This window comes from Enterococcus haemoperoxidus ATCC BAA-382, assembly GCF_000407165.1.
In the GTDB taxonomy this organism is placed as follows: Bacteria; Bacillota; Bacilli; order Lactobacillales; family Enterococcaceae; genus Enterococcus_L; species Enterococcus_L haemoperoxidus.
In genome coordinates this window covers 345,742-367,327 of record NZ_KE136479.1, presented here as the reverse complement: position 1 = coordinate 367,327, position 21,586 = coordinate 345,742, and the positions used below count along the sequence as shown (strand labels likewise).

General features: G+C 36.3%; 24 protein-coding genes, 1 tRNA gene, 2 pseudogenes and 1 other annotated feature. Of the genes and pseudogenes, 8 read left to right on the top strand and 19 right to left on the bottom strand.

What is annotated here, in order from left to right; translation table 11 throughout:
* Window positions 1–154: 154 nt before the first annotated feature.
* Window positions 155–367 (bottom strand): hypothetical protein, encoded by a 213-nt coding sequence (locus I583_RS01775; protein ID WP_010762835.1) that lies wholly within the window; start codon window positions 365–367, stop codon window positions 155–157.
* A 186-nt stretch (window positions 368–553) separates the two neighbouring features.
* On the bottom strand, window positions 554–688 hold the full coding sequence (locus tag I583_RS17050) for a hypothetical protein (protein ID WP_279625106.1): 135 nt from the start codon (window positions 686–688) through the stop codon (window positions 554–556).
* Between the two features lie 1,224 nt (window positions 689–1,912).
* On the opposite strand from I583_RS17050, the gene I583_RS01770 reads away from it, so the two are divergent.
* The 5 genes and pseudogenes from I583_RS01770 to I583_RS17110 all read left to right on the top strand — a co-directional run.
* The gene (locus tag I583_RS01770; protein WP_010762834.1) at window positions 1,913–2,755 is read left to right on the top strand and encodes a hypothetical protein; all 843 of its coding nucleotides are present in this window, start codon (window positions 1,913–1,915) and stop codon (window positions 2,753–2,755) included.
* Between the two features lie 14 nt (window positions 2,756–2,769).
* Window positions 2,770–3,036 carry a hypothetical protein gene (locus I583_RS01765; RefSeq protein ID WP_010762833.1) on the top strand — a complete coding sequence of 89 codons (267 nt, stop codon included), beginning with the start codon at window positions 2,770–2,772 and terminating at the stop codon, window positions 3,034–3,036.
* An 815-nt stretch (window positions 3,037–3,851) separates the two neighbouring features.
* Window positions 3,852–4,085, top strand: coding sequence for a hypothetical protein (locus I583_RS16825; protein WP_167584546.1), 234 nt, complete (start codon window positions 3,852–3,854; stop codon window positions 4,083–4,085).
* Window positions 4,086–4,152: 67 nt separating this feature from the next.
* Window positions 4,153–4,556: pseudogene (locus I583_RS17115) on the top strand (ISL3 family transposase); the annotation flags it as partial.
* A pseudogene (locus I583_RS17110) lies at window positions 4,548–4,924 on the top strand (transposase); the annotation flags it as partial. The pseudogenes I583_RS17115 and I583_RS17110, both read left to right, overlap by 9 nt.
* A gap of 114 nt (window positions 4,925–5,038) precedes the next feature.
* Here the strand turns inward: I583_RS17110 and rpmA are convergent.
* Genes rpmA through rplU form a run of 3 tightly spaced genes read right to left on the bottom strand, consistent with a single transcriptional unit; the run spans window position 5,039 to window position 6,026 of the window.
* On the bottom strand, window positions 5,039–5,326 hold the full coding sequence (gene rpmA / locus I583_RS01755; protein ID WP_010762831.1) for a 50S ribosomal protein L27: 288 nt from the start codon (window positions 5,324–5,326) through the stop codon (window positions 5,039–5,041).
* Window positions 5,327–5,338: 12 nt separating this feature from the next.
* Window positions 5,339–5,683: a ribosomal-processing cysteine protease Prp gene (locus I583_RS01750; protein ID WP_010762830.1), complete on the bottom strand. Its 345-nt coding sequence runs from the start codon at window positions 5,681–5,683 to the stop codon at window positions 5,339–5,341.
* Between the two features lie 34 nt (window positions 5,684–5,717).
* On the bottom strand, window positions 5,718–6,026 hold the full coding sequence (gene rplU, locus I583_RS01745) for a 50S ribosomal protein L21 (RefSeq protein ID WP_010762829.1): 309 nt from the start codon (window positions 6,024–6,026) through the stop codon (window positions 5,718–5,720).
* A gap of 19 nt (window positions 6,027–6,045) precedes the next feature.
* Window positions 6,046–6,123 (bottom strand) — a sequence feature (ribosomal protein L21 leader region).
* Between the two features lie 171 nt (window positions 6,124–6,294).
* Between rplU and I583_RS01740 the strand changes: the two genes are divergently transcribed.
* Window positions 6,295–6,368, top strand: a tRNA-Arg gene (locus I583_RS01740).
* A gap of 61 nt (window positions 6,369–6,429) precedes the next feature.
* On the opposite strand, the gene I583_RS01735 is transcribed toward I583_RS01740, so the two are convergent.
* The 14 genes from I583_RS01735 to I583_RS01670 all read right to left on the bottom strand — a co-directional run bounded on the left by I583_RS01735 (window position 6,430) and on the right by I583_RS01670 (window position 20,331).
* Complete coding sequence (locus tag I583_RS01735) at window positions 6,430–8,319, bottom strand: ABC transporter ATP-binding protein (protein ID WP_034682605.1); 1,890 nt, start codon at window positions 8,317–8,319, stop codon at window positions 6,430–6,432.
* Window positions 8,312–10,048 carry an ABC transporter ATP-binding protein gene (locus I583_RS01730; RefSeq protein ID WP_010762827.1) on the bottom strand — a complete coding sequence of 579 codons (1,737 nt, stop codon included), beginning with the start codon at window positions 10,046–10,048 and terminating at the stop codon, window positions 8,312–8,314. The genes I583_RS01735 and I583_RS01730 overlap by 8 nt, the downstream gene beginning before the upstream one ends.
* Entirely contained in the window at window positions 10,045–10,509 is a 465-nt protein-coding gene (locus tag I583_RS01725; RefSeq protein ID WP_010762826.1) for a MarR family winged helix-turn-helix transcriptional regulator, read from the bottom strand. Before I583_RS01725 ends, I583_RS01730 begins: the two co-directional genes overlap by 4 nt.
* Window positions 10,510–10,670: 161 nt before the next feature.
* Window positions 10,671–11,237: a hypothetical protein gene (locus I583_RS16250; RefSeq protein WP_010762825.1), complete on the bottom strand. Its 567-nt coding sequence runs from the start codon at window positions 11,235–11,237 to the stop codon at window positions 10,671–10,673.
* The gene (locus tag I583_RS01715; protein WP_010762824.1) at window positions 11,237–11,566 is read right to left on the bottom strand and encodes a collagen-like protein; all 330 of its coding nucleotides are present in this window, start codon (window positions 11,564–11,566) and stop codon (window positions 11,237–11,239) included. The genes I583_RS16250 and I583_RS01715 overlap by 1 nt, the downstream gene beginning before the upstream one ends.
* A complete protein-coding gene (locus I583_RS01710; RefSeq protein ID WP_010762823.1) occupies window positions 11,563–11,793 on the bottom strand; it encodes a hypothetical protein in 231 nt (76 codons plus the stop codon). Before I583_RS01710 ends, I583_RS01715 begins: the two co-directional genes overlap by 4 nt.
* A complete protein-coding gene (locus tag I583_RS01705; protein WP_010762822.1) occupies window positions 11,793–12,668 on the bottom strand; it encodes a phage baseplate upper protein in 876 nt (291 codons plus the stop codon). Before I583_RS01705 ends, I583_RS01710 begins: the two co-directional genes overlap by 1 nt.
* A 25-nt stretch (window positions 12,669–12,693) precedes the next feature.
* The gene (locus I583_RS01700) at window positions 12,694–15,501 is read right to left on the bottom strand and encodes a phage tail spike protein (protein ID WP_010762821.1); all 2,808 of its coding nucleotides are present in this window, start codon (window positions 15,499–15,501) and stop codon (window positions 12,694–12,696) included.
* The gene (locus tag I583_RS01695; RefSeq protein WP_010762820.1) at window positions 15,498–16,265 is read right to left on the bottom strand and encodes a distal tail protein Dit; all 768 of its coding nucleotides are present in this window, start codon (window positions 16,263–16,265) and stop codon (window positions 15,498–15,500) included. The genes I583_RS01700 and I583_RS01695 overlap by 4 nt, the downstream gene beginning before the upstream one ends.
* 13 nt (window positions 16,266–16,278) lie before the next feature.
* Window positions 16,279–18,579, bottom strand: coding sequence for a phage tail protein (locus I583_RS16915; protein WP_010762819.1), 2,301 nt, complete (start codon window positions 18,577–18,579; stop codon window positions 16,279–16,281).
* A gap of 15 nt (window positions 18,580–18,594) precedes the next feature.
* On the bottom strand, window positions 18,595–18,879 hold the full coding sequence (locus I583_RS01685; RefSeq protein WP_010762818.1) for a hypothetical protein: 285 nt from the start codon (window positions 18,877–18,879) through the stop codon (window positions 18,595–18,597).
* Between the two features lie 56 nt (window positions 18,880–18,935).
* On the bottom strand, window positions 18,936–19,277 hold the full coding sequence (locus tag I583_RS01680) for a tail assembly chaperone (protein ID WP_010762817.1): 342 nt from the start codon (window positions 19,275–19,277) through the stop codon (window positions 18,936–18,938).
* 348 nt (window positions 19,278–19,625) lie between these two features.
* Window positions 19,626–20,135 (bottom strand): phage major tail protein, TP901-1 family, encoded by a 510-nt coding sequence (locus tag I583_RS01675; protein WP_010762816.1) that lies wholly within the window; start codon window positions 20,133–20,135, stop codon window positions 19,626–19,628.
* A gap of 22 nt (window positions 20,136–20,157) precedes the next feature.
* A complete protein-coding gene (locus I583_RS01670; RefSeq protein WP_010762815.1) occupies window positions 20,158–20,331 on the bottom strand; it encodes a hypothetical protein in 174 nt (57 codons plus the stop codon).
* A 244-nt stretch (window positions 20,332–20,575) separates the two neighbouring features.
* Between I583_RS01670 and I583_RS01665 the strand changes: the two genes are divergently transcribed.
* Together I583_RS01665 and I583_RS01660 are read left to right on the top strand one after the other, a co-directional pair.
* Window positions 20,576–21,046 carry a GNAT family N-acetyltransferase gene (locus I583_RS01665; RefSeq protein ID WP_010762814.1) on the top strand — a complete coding sequence of 157 codons (471 nt, stop codon included), beginning with the start codon at window positions 20,576–20,578 and terminating at the stop codon, window positions 21,044–21,046.
* Window positions 21,047–21,058: 12 nt separating this feature from the next.
* Window positions 21,059–21,583: a GNAT family N-acetyltransferase gene (locus I583_RS01660; protein ID WP_010762813.1), complete on the top strand. Its 525-nt coding sequence runs from the start codon at window positions 21,059–21,061 to the stop codon at window positions 21,581–21,583.
* Window positions 21,584–21,586: the final 3 nt, after the last annotated feature.

Here is a 21,586-nt window from a genome sequence, read left to right as displayed (position 1 = left end):
TTTTTCCTCCTAACGTTTGTTTTTGTAAGATCTTACAACGTTAGTATAATATGTATTTTCATGTTCAAACTATCAAAAATCTTTTAACAATCTCCCAAACAGATAAAAAGCCACCGCATAAGCGATGACTATGTAGGCGCAAAGTACCCAGATATTAATTAATTGCTTCTGCAGCCATCGCCTGATCCACTGCTGTTTTAAACACCTTGCGATCTTCGTAATATTTTGCATCAGATTTAAAATATTCTTTTAAATCTGACACAAGCTCTTCTAATGTATCGTTATTATCAATAAGCATTGCGACATCATCTTGATGGATGCCTTCCGTACTTGTTAAGCCGATATATTCATCTTCTGTGATTTCCAATATACTCACCTCTATTGTCTATATACTATAACCATCTCAATCACAACATAGCGATTGAGTAATAAACGGTCAAACCGTTTTTGCCTTTATGTAAAACACCCACAGGCTGTAAACTAGGTCTTTACCTGTGAGTGCTGATAACCTTCTGCTGAACACTACCCGAACAAATCTGGTCATTCTGGAGCATTACAGTTCTGCATCAATCATTTTTAATTTACCAACGTTTCCTCTATAAATCAAACAGCCATTTTCTGCTAAAGATCGTATATTATTTTTAATATCTATTTTACCTCCCAAACCAATGGGTATATAGTTTGCCAAAAAATATACACCAACTATTCATCTTTACAAACTAGATACACTCAAATTGAAATCTTTGTATCTATTTATTAGAGTTATTTCCTTATTTTGCAACGTTTTACATGCAAAGCTCCTACTGAAAGATAACCTTACTTTTACTCTTTTCCAGTAAAACCTATTAAATCAGCGTTTCATAAAGTAACTTTGTATTGTTTTGAATAGCGCTTCTTGAACAACAAAGCTACGAAAGTAAAAAATGAAAACTTAATCTACGAACATTTTGCTGAATGGGATCTGACAATGTATAGAGTATTAGCGTTTACTGGTATACGTGGCGGTGAAACTTTAGCCTTAACATGGAACGACGTAGACTTTTCCCAAACAAGGCAATGATTTAGTCTTTGATGAAGAAATGAAAACTAAGACAAAAGAGTTTTTCTTTCAGAATAAAATCAAGAATAAAAATATTATTTTTCAGACTATGAAAGTAATTATTTAAATAGACAATCTTTATATCAACGTTCCACTAGCTTTACCGCTTTTGTTGGATTGCCTAACATCGGCACTCATAGGTAAAGACACACCTATGCCTAAATGTTATATGAAGCTAATGTTTCGATGAAAGAAACATAAAAACGACTGCGACATGCAAGCATAGAAATAACTAACTCAATCTATATACATCTTAGCGAAAGATAAAATAGTGCAGCCGCCGAAAAGCTGGCTTAATTCGCTAATTTTTAATAGATGGCATTCAAGTGTTTGTTTAACAAAAAAAAGCCCTACCCCCTATTACATAAAGGATAGAGCCATTCAATTCAAAAATTATTGAGCTACTGGGTAAACAGACACTTTTAAAGTCTAGTGCTGCTAGTTTGATCTACCAAATTTTAAAACGCCGTGTATCAGTTTTTTTAATAATTTACGTTTTCTATTTTAAGTTGGTTTTATTCAAAAGTATGGTCATTTTATAGGAATAATCTTTTTGTTTTCAACGAAATAAAATAATTTTCTTCCCTCTTCTACGTATCTATACGTAAAGGGGGATTATGGATCAAATAATTGCACTAGATGGTTAGTGAGTACAGTGCTGTACGGTGGGAGTTTTAATGTTTTCAAGATGCTGCAGAGTTGTATAGGTTGTTGAAGTTGAACGAAGAATCGAAAAACTATGTAGTAAAATCAGCATTTGACACTAAGAGTTTAACATAATATACTTTTAAATATAAAAAAGGGGGAATTGGTATGAAAAAAATTATTTTAGTGTTTGGGATTTTTTGTGCATTAAGTTTGGGAACTATAGCAGAAGCACAAGAAAAATTTGAAATTAATGAGGAGAACAACAATTTAATTGCAGAACTTACAGCATCAGAACCTGCAAATAAAGACTACATTGATAGCACTATTGAGATGTACTACGAGGCTCCATCGGAAAATGATTCTGCTGAAGATTTCAACTCATTTTTGAAATCTGCACTAATTGAATTAGAAAATTACGACTCAGACCAAGATGAAAAATTAGAGAGTGAAGTAGAAAGTTTAGATACCCTTCCGCAAAGTAGAGTTGTTACACCGTACCCGGCAGCTATCGCAGCATATAAAGTAGGAATTGCCATAGTTGATCGAGTTGGTCATTGGCAAACTGCTAACTACATGAGACGAGCAATAGTGCCATTGAACAAAATTGGATCTAATTACACACCAGCAACTTATTATAATAAAGATGATACTTGGGCAAGAATGGTGGATAGCGAAAGTCTTATGACTTCTTACTATGGACGTTTAAAGGCTGAGGCTTTCAGAGGAGGTAGAGCTTCTGGTTCATTTTCGGGCACGCATACTTTCCCTGGAGGTCACTTGTATACAGCATTAAGAGGTGTCTCATACACCGTATCTTATAAAAGACAAGCAAACGGAAACTATTTTACTACTGTTAAAGTGACGGATATCTTCGACTTCAAATGGGAGTTGAATGGATACAGCAAAAATTTTGGCGTAGCATTTGGAAATAACTATTGTGTATTTGCACAAACCTTAGGTGCAATTAAACCTTATAAAATTGAGATTGTCAGAACAATGTCTAGATAAAGGTGGCTGTTGTCATGACTGATAACAAAAAAATAAAAAATTTATATTTTGTTATTTTTTTAATGTGGATAATAGGAAATATCTTAACACTGAATTTCCTTCCAATGCAAGACCCTGAAACTTTAAAGCTAGAAGAGATGATTGAGCTACAGAAACAATTTTCTATTAATTTTGATCTAGGTAAGTTGCTTATAAAAGCTAGTGAAATTTTATTTATATCTTTAAGTGCATGGTTAGCTTACTCATTCTTTCTAAAAAAAAGAGCAACTTCAAAAAAATGAAGTTGCTCTTTTTAAAACTATTTCACAACAATTGATTGATTTTTACAACCAAGTATACCTAGTTAACACTATTTTATACAAATGTGGTAACTCCTGTTTAATTAAAGAAACCCCTACCCCATGTTATATCGATGCATCCATCATCAGTACCAACAGCAACATAGTTACGTTTACCGCTTCTAGCAACGTAACTGATCCAAGATAACCATTAGCCATCATATGGGGGTTGCCATGCCTGCATTGTAATAGTCTAACGCTGGGCTTACATTACCGTCCGGATTTGTATCTGCGCTGGCTGCTAACCGTCTGTCAGGATAAAATGTATCGCTCATGCTGACTCTAACGCCTGGATTTTGTGGTACTGAATCACAAAGTAAAGCAAGTAAAAAATGATAAATTACTCTACAAATATTTTGCTGAGTGGGATTATACAATATACAGGACTTTAGCTTTTACTGGTATTAGATGTGGTGAAGCGTTGGCTTTGAGTTGGAATGATATTTGATTTCAACAGTAAGATGTTAACCATAAACAAGATATTATCTAAAACGAGAAAAGGTTATGATCTTTTTCCGCCAAAGACAAATCACCTAATAGGACCATTTCTCTTGATGACAAAACTTGTGTAGTACTGAAGAAATGGCAACTAAGGCAAAAATAGTTTTTTTTTAGAATGGAATCAAGAATAAGAACATCATATTTTCCGATTATGACAAACAATTACTCAAATAGGCAAGCACTGTATCAACGCTCTGCTCGATTAGCTAATTTCGTTTCATTACCTAACATTAGTACCCATGGTCGGTGGCATACTAATGAAAGAAGTACAAGAACGAATAGGGCATGCTAGCCTAGAAATGACCAACTCAATTTATACTCACCTTAGTGACAAACAAAAAATGCTACTGCAGAAAAACTGGCTCAATTTGCTAATTTTTAGTAGACGGCATTCAAGTGCTGTTTATTCCAAACAAAAAAAGGGCTCTATAATTTATGGGACTGATGAATCAGAATTAATTCTTCAGTCCCATTTTCATTTTAGATATTAAAAAACATATCATTCTCTAGTATGATCAAATCACCGCAAAATAAACAACTGAGAGGACGATATGCTATATGAATGATTCTATCAAAAAAATGCTACGATTGACAGATAAAGATTTGATGATTAATGAGGTCACTTACGAGACTTTTCAGAATACAAAGACATTGATCGTCAATGCTGTTCTCTCACCTGCTCCATATGCCTGTAGAAATGTGGTTATTCAGTGGTAGATGGGAATGGGAAATCGATTGTGGTTAAAAATGGCAAGAAAGAAACCATTATACGTTTTGAACAATACAATCATATGCCAATGATTATGCGTCTAAAAAAGCAGTGCTATACCTGTAAAAACTGTCAAACCCATTGGACCACACAAAGTTAATTTGTCCGTTCAAGACATTCGATTGCGAATCATGTCAGATATAAAATTACTTCTTTACTGACTGAAAAAGTATCTTTATCTTTTTTAACTGAAACAGAAGTCGTTGATCGATTACTTGCGTATGATGACGAATTGAAAAGTGGCCACAGGACATTCTTTATGCCGTACAGACAAGAGATTTTGATCGGTTTCATACACTATTAGACGAAGATTTCCGCCGTCTTCCTTCCTACTATCAAATGACTATTGGTACTTTTAAGAAGTACCAAAATGAAATTAAAAATGCGCTAGAATTGCCTTATTCTAATGGACCATTAGAATGTTTAAATAATCATATTAAAGTGTTGAAAAGAAATCCATACGGCTTTCGTAGCTTTTACAATTTCAAGTTGAGAATTTCTTTATGTTTTGGTACGATTCTTTTTCAACAAAATAAAAAACCTAGAGGAAAGTTCCTCTAGGAATCATACTAATCGATTTAATTCTTTGGATTTTCTTTACCAACATTAGTTGACAAAGAGCAAAAAAAGCCCTACCCTTTGCCATACAAGGGATAGAGCCGATTAGTTCAATTATTATTGAGCTACTGGGTAAACAGACACTTGTTTTTTGTCACGGCCTTTACGTTCGAAACGTACTACACCGTCTACTTTAGCAAATAAAGTGTCATCTCCGCCAATACCTACGTTAGCACCTGGGTAAATTTTAGTTCCGCGTTGACGGTATAAAATTGATCCACCAGTTACTGTTTGTCCGTCAGCGCTTTTAGCACCTAAGCGTTTAGATTCTGAATCACGTCCGTTGGAAGTAGAACCTCCACCTTTTTTGTGGGCGAATAATTGTAAATTCATGTTTAATAACATAGTCTGCACCTCCTATTTTTCATTTATGGTTTTGACTTGAATAAAATCAAGATTTTCTTGCTCGACTGCTTGTAGACCTAATAAAAGGTTTTCCAAGAGAATTTGGGCAATGTTAGTTTGTTCCTGATTAGCATTTGAAATCACTTCAACATAAAGGTAACCACCTTCATCTTCGTTGGTTTCAACAATCGGTTCAAATCCAGCTAAAGCATCGATACCATTGACGGTACTGATCGTTAAAGCAGACACTGCTGCACAAACGATATCACTGCCATATGGACCTGATTCAGCATGCCCCGAGACTTCAAATGAAACGATTTGGCCTGCGCCATTTCGTTTAAAAGAACTTTTAATCATTGATAGGCCTTCTTTCCTATGCAACTTAAAAGAATTATGCGTTGATTGCGTTGATTACAACTTTTGTATATGGTTGACGGTGACCTTGTTTGCGGTGAGTGTGTTTTTTAGGTTTGTATTTGAAAGTCACGACTTTCTTTTGTTTGCCGTGTTTTTCTACAGTTCCTTCGACAGTTGCACCTGCTACAGTTGGAGCTCCTACTTTTGTAGATTCGCCACCCACTAAGATAACTTCGTCAAAAACAACTTTTTCGCCAGCTTCTACGTCTAATTTTTCAACGTAAATTGCTTGACCTACCTCAACTTTTACTTGTTTACCACCAGTTTTGATAATTGCGTACATGCTATACAGCACCTCCTTCTTCTAGACTTAGACTCGCCATCCCAAGTGATGACTAGTGTCATGCTTAAAAACTTGTTCTGTGCGGTTGTAGCTGTGGAGTCCACAATTACAACATTAATATTGTATCAAAATAAGAATACTGAGTCAACGAAAACTTGCCTTTTCTCTCCTACAAACTTCTTTTTAAATTTTTTTGTTGTTATTTCTAATTTATGATTGACTTTGTTATGTATCTTCATTATAATAAATTCTGTTGCCTTAACATTTTGCGCCAATAGCTCAGCTGGATAGAGCACTCGCCTTCTAAGCGAGCGGTCGGGAGTTCGAATCTCTCTTGGCGTATTATTTAAACGTTCATATCAAAAAACACCAACCATTTTATGGTTGGTGTTTTTTATTGCTGTTATGAAAGCTCAACTTTGCCTGTATAGAGTTGATGATAAATCCCTTTTTCTTCAAGCAAATCTTCATGACTGCCTCGTTCAATGATACGTCCATGATCCATTACCATGATCGCATCTGAATTTTGAATCGTCGATAATCGATGGGCGATAACGAATACCGTTCTGCCTTTCATCAACCGATCCATACCAGCTTGCACATGTTTTTCTGTTCTTGTATCGATACTAGAAGTTGCTTCATCCAAAATCATTACTGGCGGATCAGCAATCGCAGCACGCGCAATTGACAACAATTGGCGTTGTCCTTGTGATAATCCGTCACCGTCCCCTGTGATTACAGTATCATATTTATTAGGTAAATTATTGATAAAATCCTCAGCGTTCGCTAACTTAGCCGCTTTGATGACATCATCATCCGATGCATTCAATTTTCCATAACGAATGTTCTCACGAATCGTGCCAGTAAATAAATGAGTATCCTGTAAGACAATCCCTAATGATCTTCGTAAAGAACTTTTCTTGATTTTTTTCACATTGATTCCATCATAGCGAATTTTACCTTCTTGAATATCATAAAACCGATTGATCAAGTTCGTGATCGTTGTTTTACCGGCTCCAGTTGCACCTACAAAAGCTACTTTTTGACCTGGTTCGGCATATAGATTGATATCTTTTAATACCCGTTGCTTATCTGTATAGCCAAATGAGACATCTTCAAAGCGTACATCTCCAGTTAATTCAGTATACGTAACGGTGCCATCGTTATGAGGGTGCTTCCACGCCCACAATCCCGTTCTAGCTTCACTTTCAACAAGAGTACCTGACTCACGATTTACATTGACCAACGTCACATAACCATCATCTACTTCCGGTTCTTCATCAATCAAATCAAAGATACGGTCAGCTCCTGCTAACGCCATGATCACAAAATTGATTTGTTGAGAGACTTGGCTGATTGGCATATTTAATGAACGACTCAATTGAAGAAAAGAAGCGATCATCCCAATGGTCAGACCAGAAACGCCATATACAGAAAAAATGCCGCCGACTACCGCTAAAAGTACATATTGAATATTTAGTAAATTCATCATGATCGGCATTAAACTATTCGCATATTTATTCGCTTGAGTAGCACTCTGACGTAATTCCTCATTGATGACTTTAAATTGTTTGATTGTTTGCGGTTCGTGATTAAAAATTTTCACTACTTTTTGTCCATGCATGATTTCTTCAATAAACCCATTTACACTTCCTAAATCCCGTTGCTGTTTGCCAAAATAACGACTACTGCGCCCAGCGATCATTCGAATCGTCACGATCATTATAGAAACAGAGACGATCACCACTAAAGTCAATGGCACACTGATGGTAAACATGGCAATAAACACACTGATAAAGCTGACTACAGCGGCAATCAGATTAGGAATACTTTGAGAAATCATCTGCCTCAAGGTATCCGTATCATTGGTAAAGTGACTCATAATATCCCCATCAGAATTTGAATCAAAATAACGAATCGGTAATGTTTCTAGATGGGTAAACATTTCATCTCGAATCGTTTTTTGTGTTCCTTCACTAATACGAACCATAATAAGATTAAAGCCTAAATTTGAAATGATCCCAACGCCGTAAATCAGCGCCATCGTCGTAATTGCCTTCAATAATCCAGAAAAATTAGGATTGCTTTGTCCAAGTAATGGTGTGATATAGTCATCAATCACAACTTGTAAGAATAAAGAGCCTCGAACATTGGCGAAGGTACTTAGCAAAATGAGAATCATTACCAATACTAGACGAAACTTATATTTTTTAACCATATATGAAAACAGTCGCTTTAGCGTTTTCAAAGGATCTTGACTTTTGCGAATCCCTTTTGTTTGTTCATCACGCATTCTCTTCACCAAATCCTTTCTCCTGAGACTCATAGACTTCTTGATATATTTGATTCGTAGCAAGTAATTCGTCATGGGTTCCGATGGCATCGATCAAGCCTTTATCCATCACAATAATACGATCAGAATCTTGAACAGAAGAAACACGTTGTCCGATGATAAAGGTTGTCGTTCCTGGAATTTCTTGGCGCATTCCTTCCCGAATCAAACGATCTGTTTTGGTATCCACCGCACTTGTCGAATCATCTAAAATCAAAATTTTTGGTTTTTTCAATAATGCACGAGCAATACATAGCCGTTGTTTTTGTCCACCAGATACATTGTTTCCACCTTGGGAAAGCATCGTATCATATTTGTCAGGAAATTCTTCAATAAAACTATCCGCCTGAGCAATTTTACAGACTCTGATCAAGTCTTCATCTGTAGCCTCTTCATTTCCCCAACGTAAATTTTCTTTAATGGTTCCTGTAAACAAAACGTTATTTTGTAAAACCATACTAACTTGATCTCGTAATGATTTTAGGTCATACTCCCGTACATCATGTCCACCGACTTCTACAGAGCCTTGTGTGACATCATATAGTCTTGGGATCAGCTGAACCAAAGTTGATTTAGAACTCCCCGTTCCACCAACGATTCCGATCACTTCACCCGATTTGATTTCCATATTCGCATGCATCAAGGCTAGTTTTTCAAGATCATTGGCATAGCTAAAACAAACATCGTTAAAACGAACAGAGCCATCTGAAATTTCATAAAGTGGATCGGCATTGTTCTTCAAATCACTTTCTTCCGATAAAACTTCTGTGATTCGCTCAGCTGAAGTTCGTGCAATAAGTACAATCACAAAAACCATTGATAGCATGTTTAAGCTCATCAAAATCTGCATGGTATAGGTAAACATGCTGACTAATTCCCCAGTAGTCAATGTACTGCCTACGACAAATTTCGCTCCTAACCAAGAAATCAACAACATGCATGTATAAACTGCAAATTGTAAAATAGGGTTATTAAACGCAACAATACTTTGAGCTTTTGAGAAAGTTTTGTAAATATCTTTAGAAACAGTTCTAAATTTCTCGTCTTCATGTTCTTCTCTTACATAAGATTTAACGACTCGAATTCCTTGTAAATTTTCTTGAACGACGTTATTTAATTTATCGTAAATACGAAAAACTTTATTGAAATTAGGATGAGCAAAATAAATAACTAGCGCTAAACCGATCATCAAAAACGGTACAACACCTAAATAAATCAAGGACAGATCCTTGTTGATACTATAAGCCATCGCTAATGAAAAAATCATGATCAATGGACTACGGACTAAAAGTCGAATAATCATTTGATACGCATTTTGAACATTGGTCACATCCGTTGTCATTCGTGTGATCAAGCTAGACGTTGAAAAACGATCAATGTTTGAAAAAGAAAACCCTTGGATGCGAACAAATAATTGATCTCGTAAATTTTTCGCAAATCCAGCTGAAGCAACGGCGGCATAGCGACCTGACATCGCACCAAAAAATAACGCAATGATGGCACAAACAAATAGAATTGCTCCATACATCAAAATGGCTTTGGTATCGCCTTTTTCGATGCCGTTATCGATCATCATTGCCATAACCAATGGGATAATGATATCTAAAATTACTTCTCCAGTTACATAAAGCGGCGTAATGATACTTTCTTTTTTATAGACACCGATATTGGCGATCAGTTTTTTTATCATGTAATCCGTTCACCTTCCTTATTTATTTTTTTGCTATTTTCAGACAGTTTGTCCAATAATTTAAAAAAAATTACTAATTCTTCTTCTGGTATTCCTTGGACGAGTAACTCATCGAATTTATGTAGCTTCACGATGTTTTCTTTGACTTTTTGTTGCCCTAATTCAGTTAAGATGATCGTTTTGTAGCGGTTGTCTTCTTTGCAACTGCTTCGTTGGATAAATAGGCGTTTTTCCATTGTTTGTAGAACACCTGTCGCAGTGGATCGACGAATATCAAATTCTTGTTCTATGTCTTTTTGATAGACTGGTACTTGTTGGCTATTGCGTCGATGGATAAAGTTGAGGATGCGCATTTGGATGCTTGAGGAGGCTTCGCCATCGTCTTCTTTTAAAATTTCTGCTGCTTTTCGGTTAAGTTCGTTGGCTAGTATTCTGATTTTTAGACCGATTTTTCTGTCCATGATTTACCTCCTTGTTTAATAGTTCGGTTCCTAACTATATTACGACAGATATTGTGAAGTGGTCAAGAAAAATTTTTATAAAAAATATTCTAAGAAACACCATTATTTACTAATAAAATGACCCAACTATTAGATTTCATCTAATAGTTGGGTCGCCTCATTTATACAAACTTATCATCAATCGGGTACGGATCATTTGTAATCCAAGTTGCTTCAACGTAAGAATTTCCGGTATTTACATCTCCAGTAAAAAATCTTAAACCGCTATCACCTTTATTCCATTCGACAAATCCCCAAAGTTTAGAACGGCTAACTGTATTCCACATTATACAACTACATGGCGTAATATAAAAATTTTCTGCATGTTGATCTATCATTTTGTATCCTTTAGGTAGTTTGTAAATCATTTGCCCATCATTGTTATTGCTTATCAAATTAATTCTTAGTTGTAATTTGACTAAATTGCCTACTCTATAAATATTACCGTATAAATTACCAAACGAAGCTGCATTACCTGTTCTATCAGCATTAGTAATTTCTTTAAAATAAGTTTTATTAACTATCTCACGGTTATTCACTTGTATACCATCTTTAAAATTCTTAACCCCAGCAATATCTTCATTCCCAGTCTTTTTCACCACTGTCTCATCAAAACCATCAATCGCACTTGTATGCGTCTTCGGGTAAAGTAAATTTCCTTTTTCTTCTAATTGTACAATATCTGCCATTATACTGCTCCCACCTTACTAAATGTTATTGTTGGTAATGTATCTAATTTTTTCTTATCCGCGGCACTCATTAGTCCATTGACTGTTTGTGTTGCTGCAGCTGTTGTTGTTGCGTTTGTTCCAGCTGGACCTTGAGGACCTGTAGCTCCAGTAGCACCTTTTAAACCTTGTGGACCAACCGCTCCTGTTGCTCCAACTGCACCTTGTGGCCCTGCAGGACCTGCATCTCCTTTTTCACCTTTGATTGTTGTGATCCCTTCAACTGCACTGACGTGTGTTTTAGGATAAACAACAGCTCCATCACTTTTTAATTCAACGATATCTGTCATACTGTTCCCACCTTATCTATTGTGATATTTGTGCCTTGAACCCCTAAGTCCTTGGCCGTTAATGTAATATCGCCCGTTTTTCCGTTGATCGACGTTACGCCGGCTCCTACTGTTTCGATTTTATCTAAACCGAGGATTGCACTAACATGCGTCTCGGGAAATACTTGACGTTGTACGCCCGCTTCATCTGTTTCCATCACTTTTTTGATCTCTACTTCATGAGCCATTATACTGATCCCACCTTTCGAATAAAGAAGGTATTTTGCTTTTGACTGTCGATCTCAGCTATAACCAAAGCCGATACTTCTTTTTTATGAGTAACGGTTCTGACTTTAGTTACAGTATGATTCAAGCTAAACTTATCATCGCGAATCGTTCTAAGAACACCTGTCTCTCCACTTTTCAACGTAAAATGTGCTTGTTTTAGCTCCTCAATCAGATTCAAAAGATTTCCTGCAACATTTTCGTCTAAAATCCCTTTGATTGTAGCAAACCATTGATCAAATGTAGCTCGTTGAACTTCCGTCCATTGATCATAGCGCTGTTGACTGGTTGTGATCCATGTCTGAAACTCCGCAATGATGCGCTGTAGCTCTTCTTGTGCGACTAGATACCAGTCATCATAAATCTCTTGGCAGGTTTTCACCCATTCTGTGAAATAGCGTAAAATTTCTTCAAACGTCCAAATATAGTTACTATCTTTGATTCCTTCATCGTAAATACTTTCTTTAACCTGGTAAGCAAAATCTCGAGTGGAAAATTGTTGTCGCCAACTTAGATCTTTTTGAAGTTCTCTAAAGCTGAAATAAGCTATATTTTCTCCGACATTTTGCATATCGTAATTAGTTAATGTGTATTGTAATTTACCTTTTTTTGCATCAATGATTTTCGTGACTTTTTGCTCAGATAAACCAAGACCTGCATGATGTCCTTGTTTGACGCAAAAAAATGGGGTTAAATTTGAAATGTCTTTTGGTTTTCCGTGCTCTGTTACGGTCACATCCAAAACTTGCGTTCCTTCATCGAATTGACGAATCATGATTGATGGAATGTTATCGTTTGGTTGTGTGATTGATAAAAAAATTGGATATATAATTGACATTTGCTCACTCCTTTCTAAAAATTGCTTATTTGGGTGGGATTACGATCGAACTGATTTCGCTTGACCCGACCCATACGCGGTCGTATCTTTCGATAATTTGACCTTTTCCGATATTTTGTTCATACGTCTGAAATCCGCCAGCAGTTACTCCTCTGATGACGCCTGTATGTCCATACGTATAGTCGACGTTGAAGCCACCAATATTTCCGCCACGTTTCCAGTTGATTATGGCACCTGTCATCAAGTCTTTATACTCAGGTTGATAGATAACTTTCCAGCCAAGCGCAGCCCAATCATACGAGCTACCAATATCAGCTGCCGCTTCTGTATTTCCAATCACATGACTTAAAGGATAGTTCGTTTGAGCGCCCAAACCACAGCCTCCTAAAAAACCTGAATATTCTGCTGGTACAGCATAACATTGACCATTCCCCCAATAACGACCAACTAAGGATTCTAAATGATCCAGTCCTGCTTTTCCTGCTCCATTTGACGGTTTTAATTCTTTAAATTTGTTATACCATTCTTGTGCATAGCCCTGTCTTTCTGGGTGTGCATTTTTAGGGCGTTCAAAATTCATTTCAAAAGCATAAGCAGCTTTGGCTGGATCTGAAATCACCTTAAAACTGCTAACACTTGTTGGATTAACCGCACCGATCCACTGTCCGTTGTACATACACCAATCAATTAATTTAGCTTGCGCTAATGTTGATTGATAATCATTTGTGATACCCGCCGCTCCAATCAAACGTTTAACGTACTCGCGCCCATCCCAAGTTGGGCTGCCAATTAGCGGATAACTTGAGCCATCCCATTGCACCAAACCATAGGCTGGTCCACCAATTTGGTCTGTATTTGGGTCCATCGTTCCACCAGTTTCTTGTTGAACATTTCCTAAAATACCAGCGGCAGCTGCTTGGCTATAACCATTAGCGATTAGAAAGCTCCACAAATCCCAAGCAAATTTATCTGTTTGAGTGTTTACCTCAGGCGGATATGCACCACCAGTACTTCCGTTACCACCACTGCCATTCCCATTACTGGTGATTTCTTTGCCGTTTAGGAACAATTTCCCTTTAATGTTTAGATTGCCAGTAATATTTAAGTCACCATTAATTTCTCCTTGACCGTGTAATCGCCATATTTTCTTATTTGCGTTTGATTCTTTAGGGATTTCAAACACCGCACTCGGTGCTCTTTCTTCTTTAGAAACCGCTGAACCAATTGAAAACTTATATCCCGGAATTTGACAAATGGCAACACCCACTGGTTCTTTCGTTTTCCCATCTATTACAGCACCGATCCAGCCTTCTTCTTCATTCTTTTTTTGATTTCTAAAAGCAATGGTTCCATTTGACTGTAATTTGATTTGAAAATCATTATCTTTCTTTGTTTGAACAGTAACGCCTTCTAAGGTGCCAGCTTGAATAAAGTCAGCATTAAACTTTCCATCAATCGTCCAAGCTGTTTTAGGCGTATTTGTAAATTTATCTTTAACAAAGCCTATGCCATCAGAGTTCATGATTAAAAAATGTTTACTATTCTCTAACGAATTTCCATCCATAAAGACTTGTTGATAAGGTTCACGGTTATTGGATTTTCCTGTTTCAATTCCATTCATTAATTTTATAGAACCGCCTTTGGCACCACGAATAATATCATCTTGCCATTTGGAAATTTCTTCAGAATCATAAAAAGTCATCTTTTTCTCTTCCAATGAATCTACATTTCCTTTGAGATCCGAAGTAACTTTTGAAATGCTCTTCTTAATATTATCTCCTAAACCTGCTTCGACTTTCCCTGTTAAACGATCAATTTTCACCTTGAAGATTCGAGTTTGGTAATGATAGTTTCGATCATGACGATGAATCGTTACGGTATTACCAATCGTGTCTCCACCTAAAATCTCAGTTTTAAATTGAACGAGCGGACGAGAATATTCAACAAGCGAATCATATGTTTTTTGTAGCAATTTTTCTGGACTTTCTTCTTCATCAAATGTAATGACTTTTTCCCGTCTTCGCATCCCACCATTTTTTAGCGGGATACCATATTGTTTGGTCATCTCGGGAAATTCCAGCCAATTTTGTCCTTTGGGTTTATTCAAAGGCTTGCCATTGGCTTTTTTCCACTCTACATTAGTAAATTCGATTCGTTTGCCTTTACCATCGCCCACATCTTCGCCACGTCCGCGACCGATTAAACTTGTGTAAACCTGATTACGGTCTTGTTCTTTTACAATGCTTAACGCTTTTTCCCCATAGGTAAAACGTTGTTTGCTTTGTTCCCCAATTTCACGATAGACTTCCAGCCACTTATCCGTAATACCGATACCATCGATTTTATATTTGAACAGAATTTCGCACCCTTGTGCTTGAATATTTTTTAATGCATCACGCACAGATAGGAAGCTAAAATCTTCTGTTAATGAAGGCAAATTTGAATCGATTTTACCCAAACGCCATTCTGTTTCTGCCAACAGTTTTTGAATCGTATTTTTAATTGAGCCATTTTTCACTTGAACATTTTTGACAACATAAGAATCTAACTCGTCAGGTGCAAAACTAATACCTACAAAGGATAAAAGATTTTCCTCTTCACTATCTAAAATAATTCTATATAAACTATATGAAGTTGCTACTTCTTTCACAGCCATGTAGACCGCTTGTTTCAGCTCTTCGTCATATACGGTAGATACATTTAGCGTATCATTCATCAATTCGTTTTTACTCGATGTAATTTCTTTTTCCTGGATGACTTCTATCAGCTCATTTTCTTTAACGATTCGGAGTAAATGTTGCCGCTCATCAAAAAAATAAACGCTTTTATTCATAGCTGTACCTCCCGATAAGAGATGGTCATTTTGCCATTATTACACTGAACAGTTTGACCTTCTTTAATACTAAAATTTTCAAAATCGCTTTCTAAATCGAGTAAAAAAGTTTGATCCAATTCATTTACAAAAACTTTGCCTTTTAAAAAATCAAACACAACTTGATCGCCTGCGCTTAAATTGTAGCTAGTGATTTTAATTGTTTGGTCGCCGTTTGTAATCTTTAAAGGACCAAAAGCGACAATCGTCACTTTGATTTTTTCTGGTATCGTTTGATAGGGTAAATAGGTTGTAATGGGTCCGTCCGTTTTCAGTAACACCGAATATTTCTTGGGATCGGTACAAAGAATTTCAAAGCTTGCAATGATACTATTAGTATCTCCACGAACTTCATCTGTTGTCATATATTGTCCGTGATAATGATAATCTAATTCATCTTTAAAGCGAATTTCAACAGCCGACTCTTTATAAAGCAATTGCATCAATTGATGGTATTTTTTTTGAACCTCTTTAGCATCTTTTCCAATCAACTGATAGGTCACTTTAATTGTTCGAGCGGGTAATTTTTGATTTAATTTAATACTTCCAACTTGGGTTTCTTGCGTTTCTACCGTAAGTGACAGCATTTCTCTACCTGTTACCGCTAAAGTACGATAACCATCGATCATTTTTTCGAGATAAACACCATCATACATCATGGCTGAAGAAGGAAGGATCAAATCATCTTTATGGACTTTTTTAGTTGTGTCTTCAAAATAATACATGTTTTCCCTCCTTCTAAAATGCTAAGTTAATAGCAGAATCTTGTCCCATTGCTTCTGAAATATCAGAAACAAAGGCTTTGAATTGTTGATTGCCGAGTTTGATATTGAAGGTTGCAGGTTGTTTAGTTTGGATCATCATTTGTTTGCTGCTGGATTGGACAGATACATCTTGAATCGTTTCTAACTGTTGATCTAGGCTATCTAAGCTTGGCAGCATGATTTGAGAAGCTAATTTATCCATTGGTTGGTCAACTACATGAGCATTTCGTTCAATACCAATAGCTAGACCTGCTGGTAACATTGCGCCGATTTCGTCTCGCATCCAACGAGATGGTGAATGGATTTTGAAAAGACCTTTAAATGCATCTCCAATACTTTTACCAATGTTCATAACTGCATCTAATGCTGCTTTAGCCATCCCTCCGATACCGTCGATCAAGCCTTGAATTATATTGCCACCAATTTCAAATAAATCTACTCCTGTAAGTTCTTTGATTATTTCGTTACCCATTCTCAATCCTGCACTAGCAATATCTGGTAAAAGTCCAATAATCCCTTCAACAAAAGTCCCCAACAACTTACCAGCTGCTGATAAAATTTCTGGTAGATTATCCCATAATCCTTTGCACAACGTTGCAACAATTTTTATTGCTGCATCAATTAATGTTGGTAACTGCTCTAATAGTGTTCCTACTAAAGTTGCAATTGCTTCTATAGCGACTGGTATCAAAGTGGGTAATACAGAGGCGATCCCTTCTGCAAGTTTTGTTAAAACCTCAACACCTTTTTTAATAATTTCTGGTAATTTATTCGTGATATTTGTGGTGAATGCTTCAATAATAGTTGTTACAGTAGTAACAATCTGATCCTTATTCGCTAAAATCCCATCGACTAAAGCAATCAACAAATCTAATCCCGTCAATAATAGTTGTGGTGCTGCCGATAATAAACTAGTGGCTAATGATTCAATCAACATCAGTGCTGCTGGAATCAAGGTAGGTAAGCTTTCAATTACACCTTGAACTAGTGCGCCAATCAGATCAACTGCACTTTGCATGATTACAGGTAGATTTACAGCGATAGCTTCTGCCAAGCCGGCTATTAATTGCGTACCTGTCTCCATCAACTCTGGAAGCTTTTCTATAATTCCTTGTACAAACCCTGCAATAATAGCTGGGCCTTTTGTGGTTGCTGTTTCTATCATCTTGCCGATTTGACCATCAAACTGGCTGTCTAGCAATCCAAAACCAGCTAAAGCAACACCTAAAATAGCCGCTGGTCCTAAGGCTTTTAAAGCAAATCCAAAAACAGATGATAATCCCTGAACCATAGAAGTCATAGCTGTTGTTCCTACATTAGCAGACCCTTGTAAGGTTGTTCCTATTCCGCTAAATGTTGATTTTAACAATTTGGAATTTGTAATTGTATCGGTGAATTTCCCTCCCAAAGCACCAAATTTAGAAGTAACATTAGAAATCGTTCCACCAACTTGAGAAGACATATCTGAAAACTTGGCTCCTAATTCAGCCAAAGCTGGATGCTCACTTCTTATGTGCATCCCTAAGAGCTTCATTTGGTATCTTGCACTTTCAGGTAGACCACTCATATAATCTTTTACACCATTGAAGCCTTCACCAACTTGCCTAAATGCTGAACCCATCATTCCAGAGCTTTGATACATTTTTGAAAAACCTGTTGAAACTTTTGTAGAAACTGCATCAAACGCGGTACCTAATTTATCGATGGGAGAACCTTCTGTCCGCATAGCCATCGTAAATAACTTCATTTGATATTTAGTATTTTCTGTAAATCCAGTAAGATTTTGTTTCCAGTTTGACATACCTGAAATCATTTGTTTCTGCTTATCACCAAAACTTTGAGTCATTCCGCTAAACGATTGTGTTACTTTATCTATATTGCCGTTAATATTCCCAAAAACCGAGTCGTCTCCACTCATCATTTTTCCCAAGCTAGGCATGTGAAATTGTTTCAGCTTGCTGTTGATATCAGCAATTGTTTTATCGACAGTCTCTATCATCCCTGTCAAATTTGGCTTTTCAATAACTGGAGTAAATCTTTTTTTGAGTTTTTCCCCAAGGTTATCCACCATAGTTGAAGCATCTTGTGCACTTTGCTTGAAAATCTCGAAACTCTGAGGTGAGATATTATATGATGCTAATTTAGTAAAAGATTCGTATAAACGATTTGATGTTCCTTTAGTGTTGTTAAGTGCATCATCAGCGCTAGCTAATGTTTTAAAAAAATTATTGTCTACTGCTGATAAAACTGTCGTCACATTTTGTTTATGTTCCATCTTCCTCCTCCTTTCCTATGAATTAAAATTGGCGATCCAATTTTGAAGTTTTTCTTTATCAGGAGAAGTATGTTTTTGTCTGCCTAATAATCTCTCTTCTGCTTTACGATAATCGAAGAATTTATCAAAGGTTCTAAAAACAGGTTTGCCTTTTCGTGTTTGTCCCGCCATAACAGTTGCCCAAGCTTGTAGATGAATCTCATATTGTCGATCCAACTGTTTTAATTGATAGGCCTTCATACGTAGTTCGTAATTCGGAATCGTCAAACGATCTATTTCATTAAAATCCTCGATTTTCAAGAAACGTAAACAGTTTAATCGAACTTGCTCGTATACTTCATCAAAATCTACGGTGGTTACGCTTGTGCTTCTTCCAACATCTTGCTGGTCATCATCCCGGTATATTCCGACTTTTTTAGCTCATCGATCACTTCTTCAAACAGATTTTTTGTACCATTTTGTTCAACGTAATCTTCTAAAAATTTAACCGTCATCCGAGGTTTCTCTGTCATATTTGCAATCAATAAAACTTCAAAAAGAGTATCTACATCAGATAAAAGCAGATTTGAAACAATTGCTCCTACACCTAATTTCAACTGCATCCCACCACGTTCTACTGAATAACGTTTATTGATTTCTTTTAAAAAACCATAGCCAAATTTACAGCCAAAAACTTTTTCGTCCATTGCTAATTCCATATCTTTTCCTCCTAATTTTAAAAGCAGAACAAATCGGTTAAGCCTGTAGAAAATTAGAAAATTGGCATTGAAACGTTCCTATGTTTCAATGACGATTTATCTATTTTCCTAAGGATTGATTTGTGCAGCTAGATAGTTTTAATTGCTGAACAGGCTCGTTCAGCTCTGACTTAATAATAAGAAAAATTGATTGAGACGCTTTTTATCTCACTCTATTTTTATCTTTTTTCCGAAGAGCTAGCCTGGGAAGCTCAATAAAATTTAAAAACTACAATAATTGTCTCACTCTATAAAATGTGAAAGAGGCTAGAAATTAACCTCTTTCATAATAGTTATAAAATATTGCGATTATGCTTTCTGTTCCACTTTTACAGTGTCTTTAAATTCATAATCGCCACCTTCTGATGTATCTAGCTCTAATGCCGCAAAACCATTCTTACCTGCGCCCTCGATTGCCCACTCCAAAGAGTATTCAACTTTATTTTCTGCTGAATCAGTTTCTTCAAATGAAGTAAAATAGCCTTCAAAATATTTTGCTTTAAACTTGCCTTCATCATTGCCAGTACCAATTTCCTTGGTATTAATACGCCAAATCTGAACACGCTTGTTTTCATCCATTGCCGTTTCCAATTTGTCGATTTGAGTTGAACCGATTTTATACAATGTTGTTGCCGTCACTGTTGTTTCAGTCGCTCCTGGTGTGACCACGCTGCCATCTTTCGTAACAGTGGATTCACTTTCTTTTGATTTTGAATAACCATTCTCTGTGCTGTATGCTAAGCCCCACGCACTTTCATTTCCTTCATCTTCGGCTAAACGAAAACGCCACACTACATCTACTCCACTTAATGCTGTCATCTGTTCATTTCCTCCTTGTGTTTTACTGCTGTGTTATTTTTTTTAATTGAGATGCCAATTGATTTTTCCGTCGTTGTTCTGCCTTTACTCTTCGTTGCAGTTTTTCGATAATTTTTAACTGTTGTTTGATTGCCTTATCTTGCTGCTCAAAAGTTACGCACATCTTATTTTGCAAAGCAACATCCTCTACTTTCACTTTGACATCTCCTCTCATTTAAAGTCACGGGCGACTCTGTGAATCAAATATTTACAGCAGTTATTACTTGATGAACCTAGTATACAAAGAAATAGTGAGTTCAAACTCCCAGGAGTCTGTCAAAATTATCCCAAGATACTGTTACATTTCTTTCACTATTTAGAGTTTTAAACCTTCTTTTTTTCTGATAAAAGCTGTTACTATGGTAAAATAATGGAAACGACAAAAAAGGATGTGCTGAATCATGTTCTTACAAAAATATACCAACGATTTTTCAAAGATGATCCAGCAATACCAATTAAATGACGAACAATTGCGCTATACAGGAACGCCAGAAATGCCTATCAAGATTTCTTTGAAAAATCCGTTTATCCATCCGATAATAGGAATCGCTAATGATCGCTTGACGAATTTTTTTGTCTTAGATGAAAAGAAGGATGTTGCCTTATATACAAGCAATGAGCAAGCACTTTTACTTAGAACCTTCTCCACGGATCAAAGATACCAAGGACAAGGCTATGCGAAAAAAGCGCTCCAGTTATTACCGGAATTTGTTCATCTACATTTTCCAAATGCGAATGAAATTATTCTTGCAGTAAATAAACAAAATATAGCAGCGCAAAGTCTATATGAAAAAACTGGGTATCAACGGCTAAACAGAATCGTTGATGGAGAATATGGCCCTTTATATATCATGAGTGTAAGATTGGATTAAAGGAGACAAGTGATGCAGAATAGAATAATCGAAAATGACCAACTCTATTTAAGAGAATTCACATCCAAAGATTTTGAGGATCTATGTTTGATTCTCCAAGATGAAGAAACGATGTATGCCTATGAAGCAGCTTTTACAGAAGAAAAAGTAAACAATTGGTTGAGCTGGAATTTGAAAAGCTATCAAGAACACGGATTTGGTCTATGGGCTATCATCGATCAAAAAAGTAAAGACTTTATCGGTCAATGTGGGATTGTCTATTCTGATGTCGAAGATGAATCCCTCTTAGAAATCGGCTATTTAGTGAACAAGCGATACTGGAATCAAGGCTATGCAAGTTCCGCCAGCCAACTATGTATCGCTTATGCCAAAGATGAATTAAAAGCTGAAAAAATCTGTTCAATCATTCGAGAGACGAATCTCTCTTCTCGAAAAGTTGCAGAAAAAAATGGTATGACCATCATCAAACAATTTGATAAAGATTATTCTGGTCTGCCTGTTCGTCATTTTGTTTATAGTATTGATTTAATTAAATAATAG

Coding starts and splice junctions, on each gene's coding strand:
- I583_RS01770 (WP_010762834.1), top strand. CDS start 1,913: ATGAAAAAAATTATTTTAGTGTTTGGGATTTTTTGTGCATTAAGTTTG.
- I583_RS01765 (WP_010762833.1), top strand. CDS start 2,770: ATGACTGATAACAAAAAAATAAAAAATTTATATTTTGTTATTTTTTTA.
- I583_RS16825 (WP_167584546.1), top strand. CDS start 3,852: ATGAAAGAAGTACAAGAACGAATAGGGCATGCTAGCCTAGAAATGACC.
- rpmA (WP_010762831.1), bottom strand. CDS start 5,326: ATGTTATTAAACATGAATTTACAATTATTCGCCCACAAAAAAGGTGGA.
- I583_RS01750 (WP_010762830.1), bottom strand. CDS start 5,683: ATGATTAAAAGTTCTTTTAAACGAAATGGCGCAGGCCAAATCGTTTCA.
- rplU (WP_010762829.1), bottom strand. CDS start 6,026: ATGTACGCAATTATCAAAACTGGTGGTAAACAAGTAAAAGTTGAGGTA.
- I583_RS01735 (WP_034682605.1), bottom strand. CDS start 8,319: ATGCGTGATGAACAAACAAAAGGGATTCGCAAAAGTCAAGATCCTTTG.
- I583_RS01730 (WP_010762827.1), bottom strand. CDS start 10,048: ATGATAAAAAAACTGATCGCCAATATCGGTGTCTATAAAAAAGAAAGT.
- I583_RS01725 (WP_010762826.1), bottom strand. CDS start 10,509: ATGGACAGAAAAATCGGTCTAAAAATCAGAATACTAGCCAACGAACTT.
- I583_RS16250 (WP_010762825.1), bottom strand. CDS start 11,237: ATGGCAGATATTGTACAATTAGAAGAAAAAGGAAATTTACTTTACCCG.
- I583_RS01715 (WP_010762824.1), bottom strand. CDS start 11,566: ATGACAGATATCGTTGAATTAAAAAGTGATGGAGCTGTTGTTTATCCT.
- I583_RS01710 (WP_010762823.1), bottom strand. CDS start 11,793: ATGGCTCATGAAGTAGAGATCAAAAAAGTGATGGAAACAGATGAAGCG.
- I583_RS01705 (WP_010762822.1), bottom strand. CDS start 12,668: ATGTCAATTATATATCCAATTTTTTTATCAATCACACAACCAAACGAT.
- I583_RS01700 (WP_010762821.1), bottom strand. CDS start 15,501: ATGAATAAAAGCGTTTATTTTTTTGATGAGCGGCAACATTTACTCCGA.
- I583_RS01695 (WP_010762820.1), bottom strand. CDS start 16,265: ATGTATTATTTTGAAGACACAACTAAAAAAGTCCATAAAGATGATTTG.
- I583_RS16915 (WP_010762819.1), bottom strand. CDS start 18,579: ATGGAACATAAACAAAATGTGACGACAGTTTTATCAGCAGTAGACAAT.
- I583_RS01680 (WP_010762817.1), bottom strand. CDS start 19,277: ATGGAATTAGCAATGGACGAAAAAGTTTTTGGCTGTAAATTTGGCTAT.
- I583_RS01675 (WP_010762816.1), bottom strand. CDS start 20,135: ATGACAGCATTAAGTGGAGTAGATGTAGTGTGGCGTTTTCGTTTAGCC.
- I583_RS01665 (WP_010762814.1), top strand. CDS start 20,576: ATGTTCTTACAAAAATATACCAACGATTTTTCAAAGATGATCCAGCAA.
- I583_RS01660 (WP_010762813.1), top strand. CDS start 21,059: ATGCAGAATAGAATAATCGAAAATGACCAACTCTATTTAAGAGAATTC.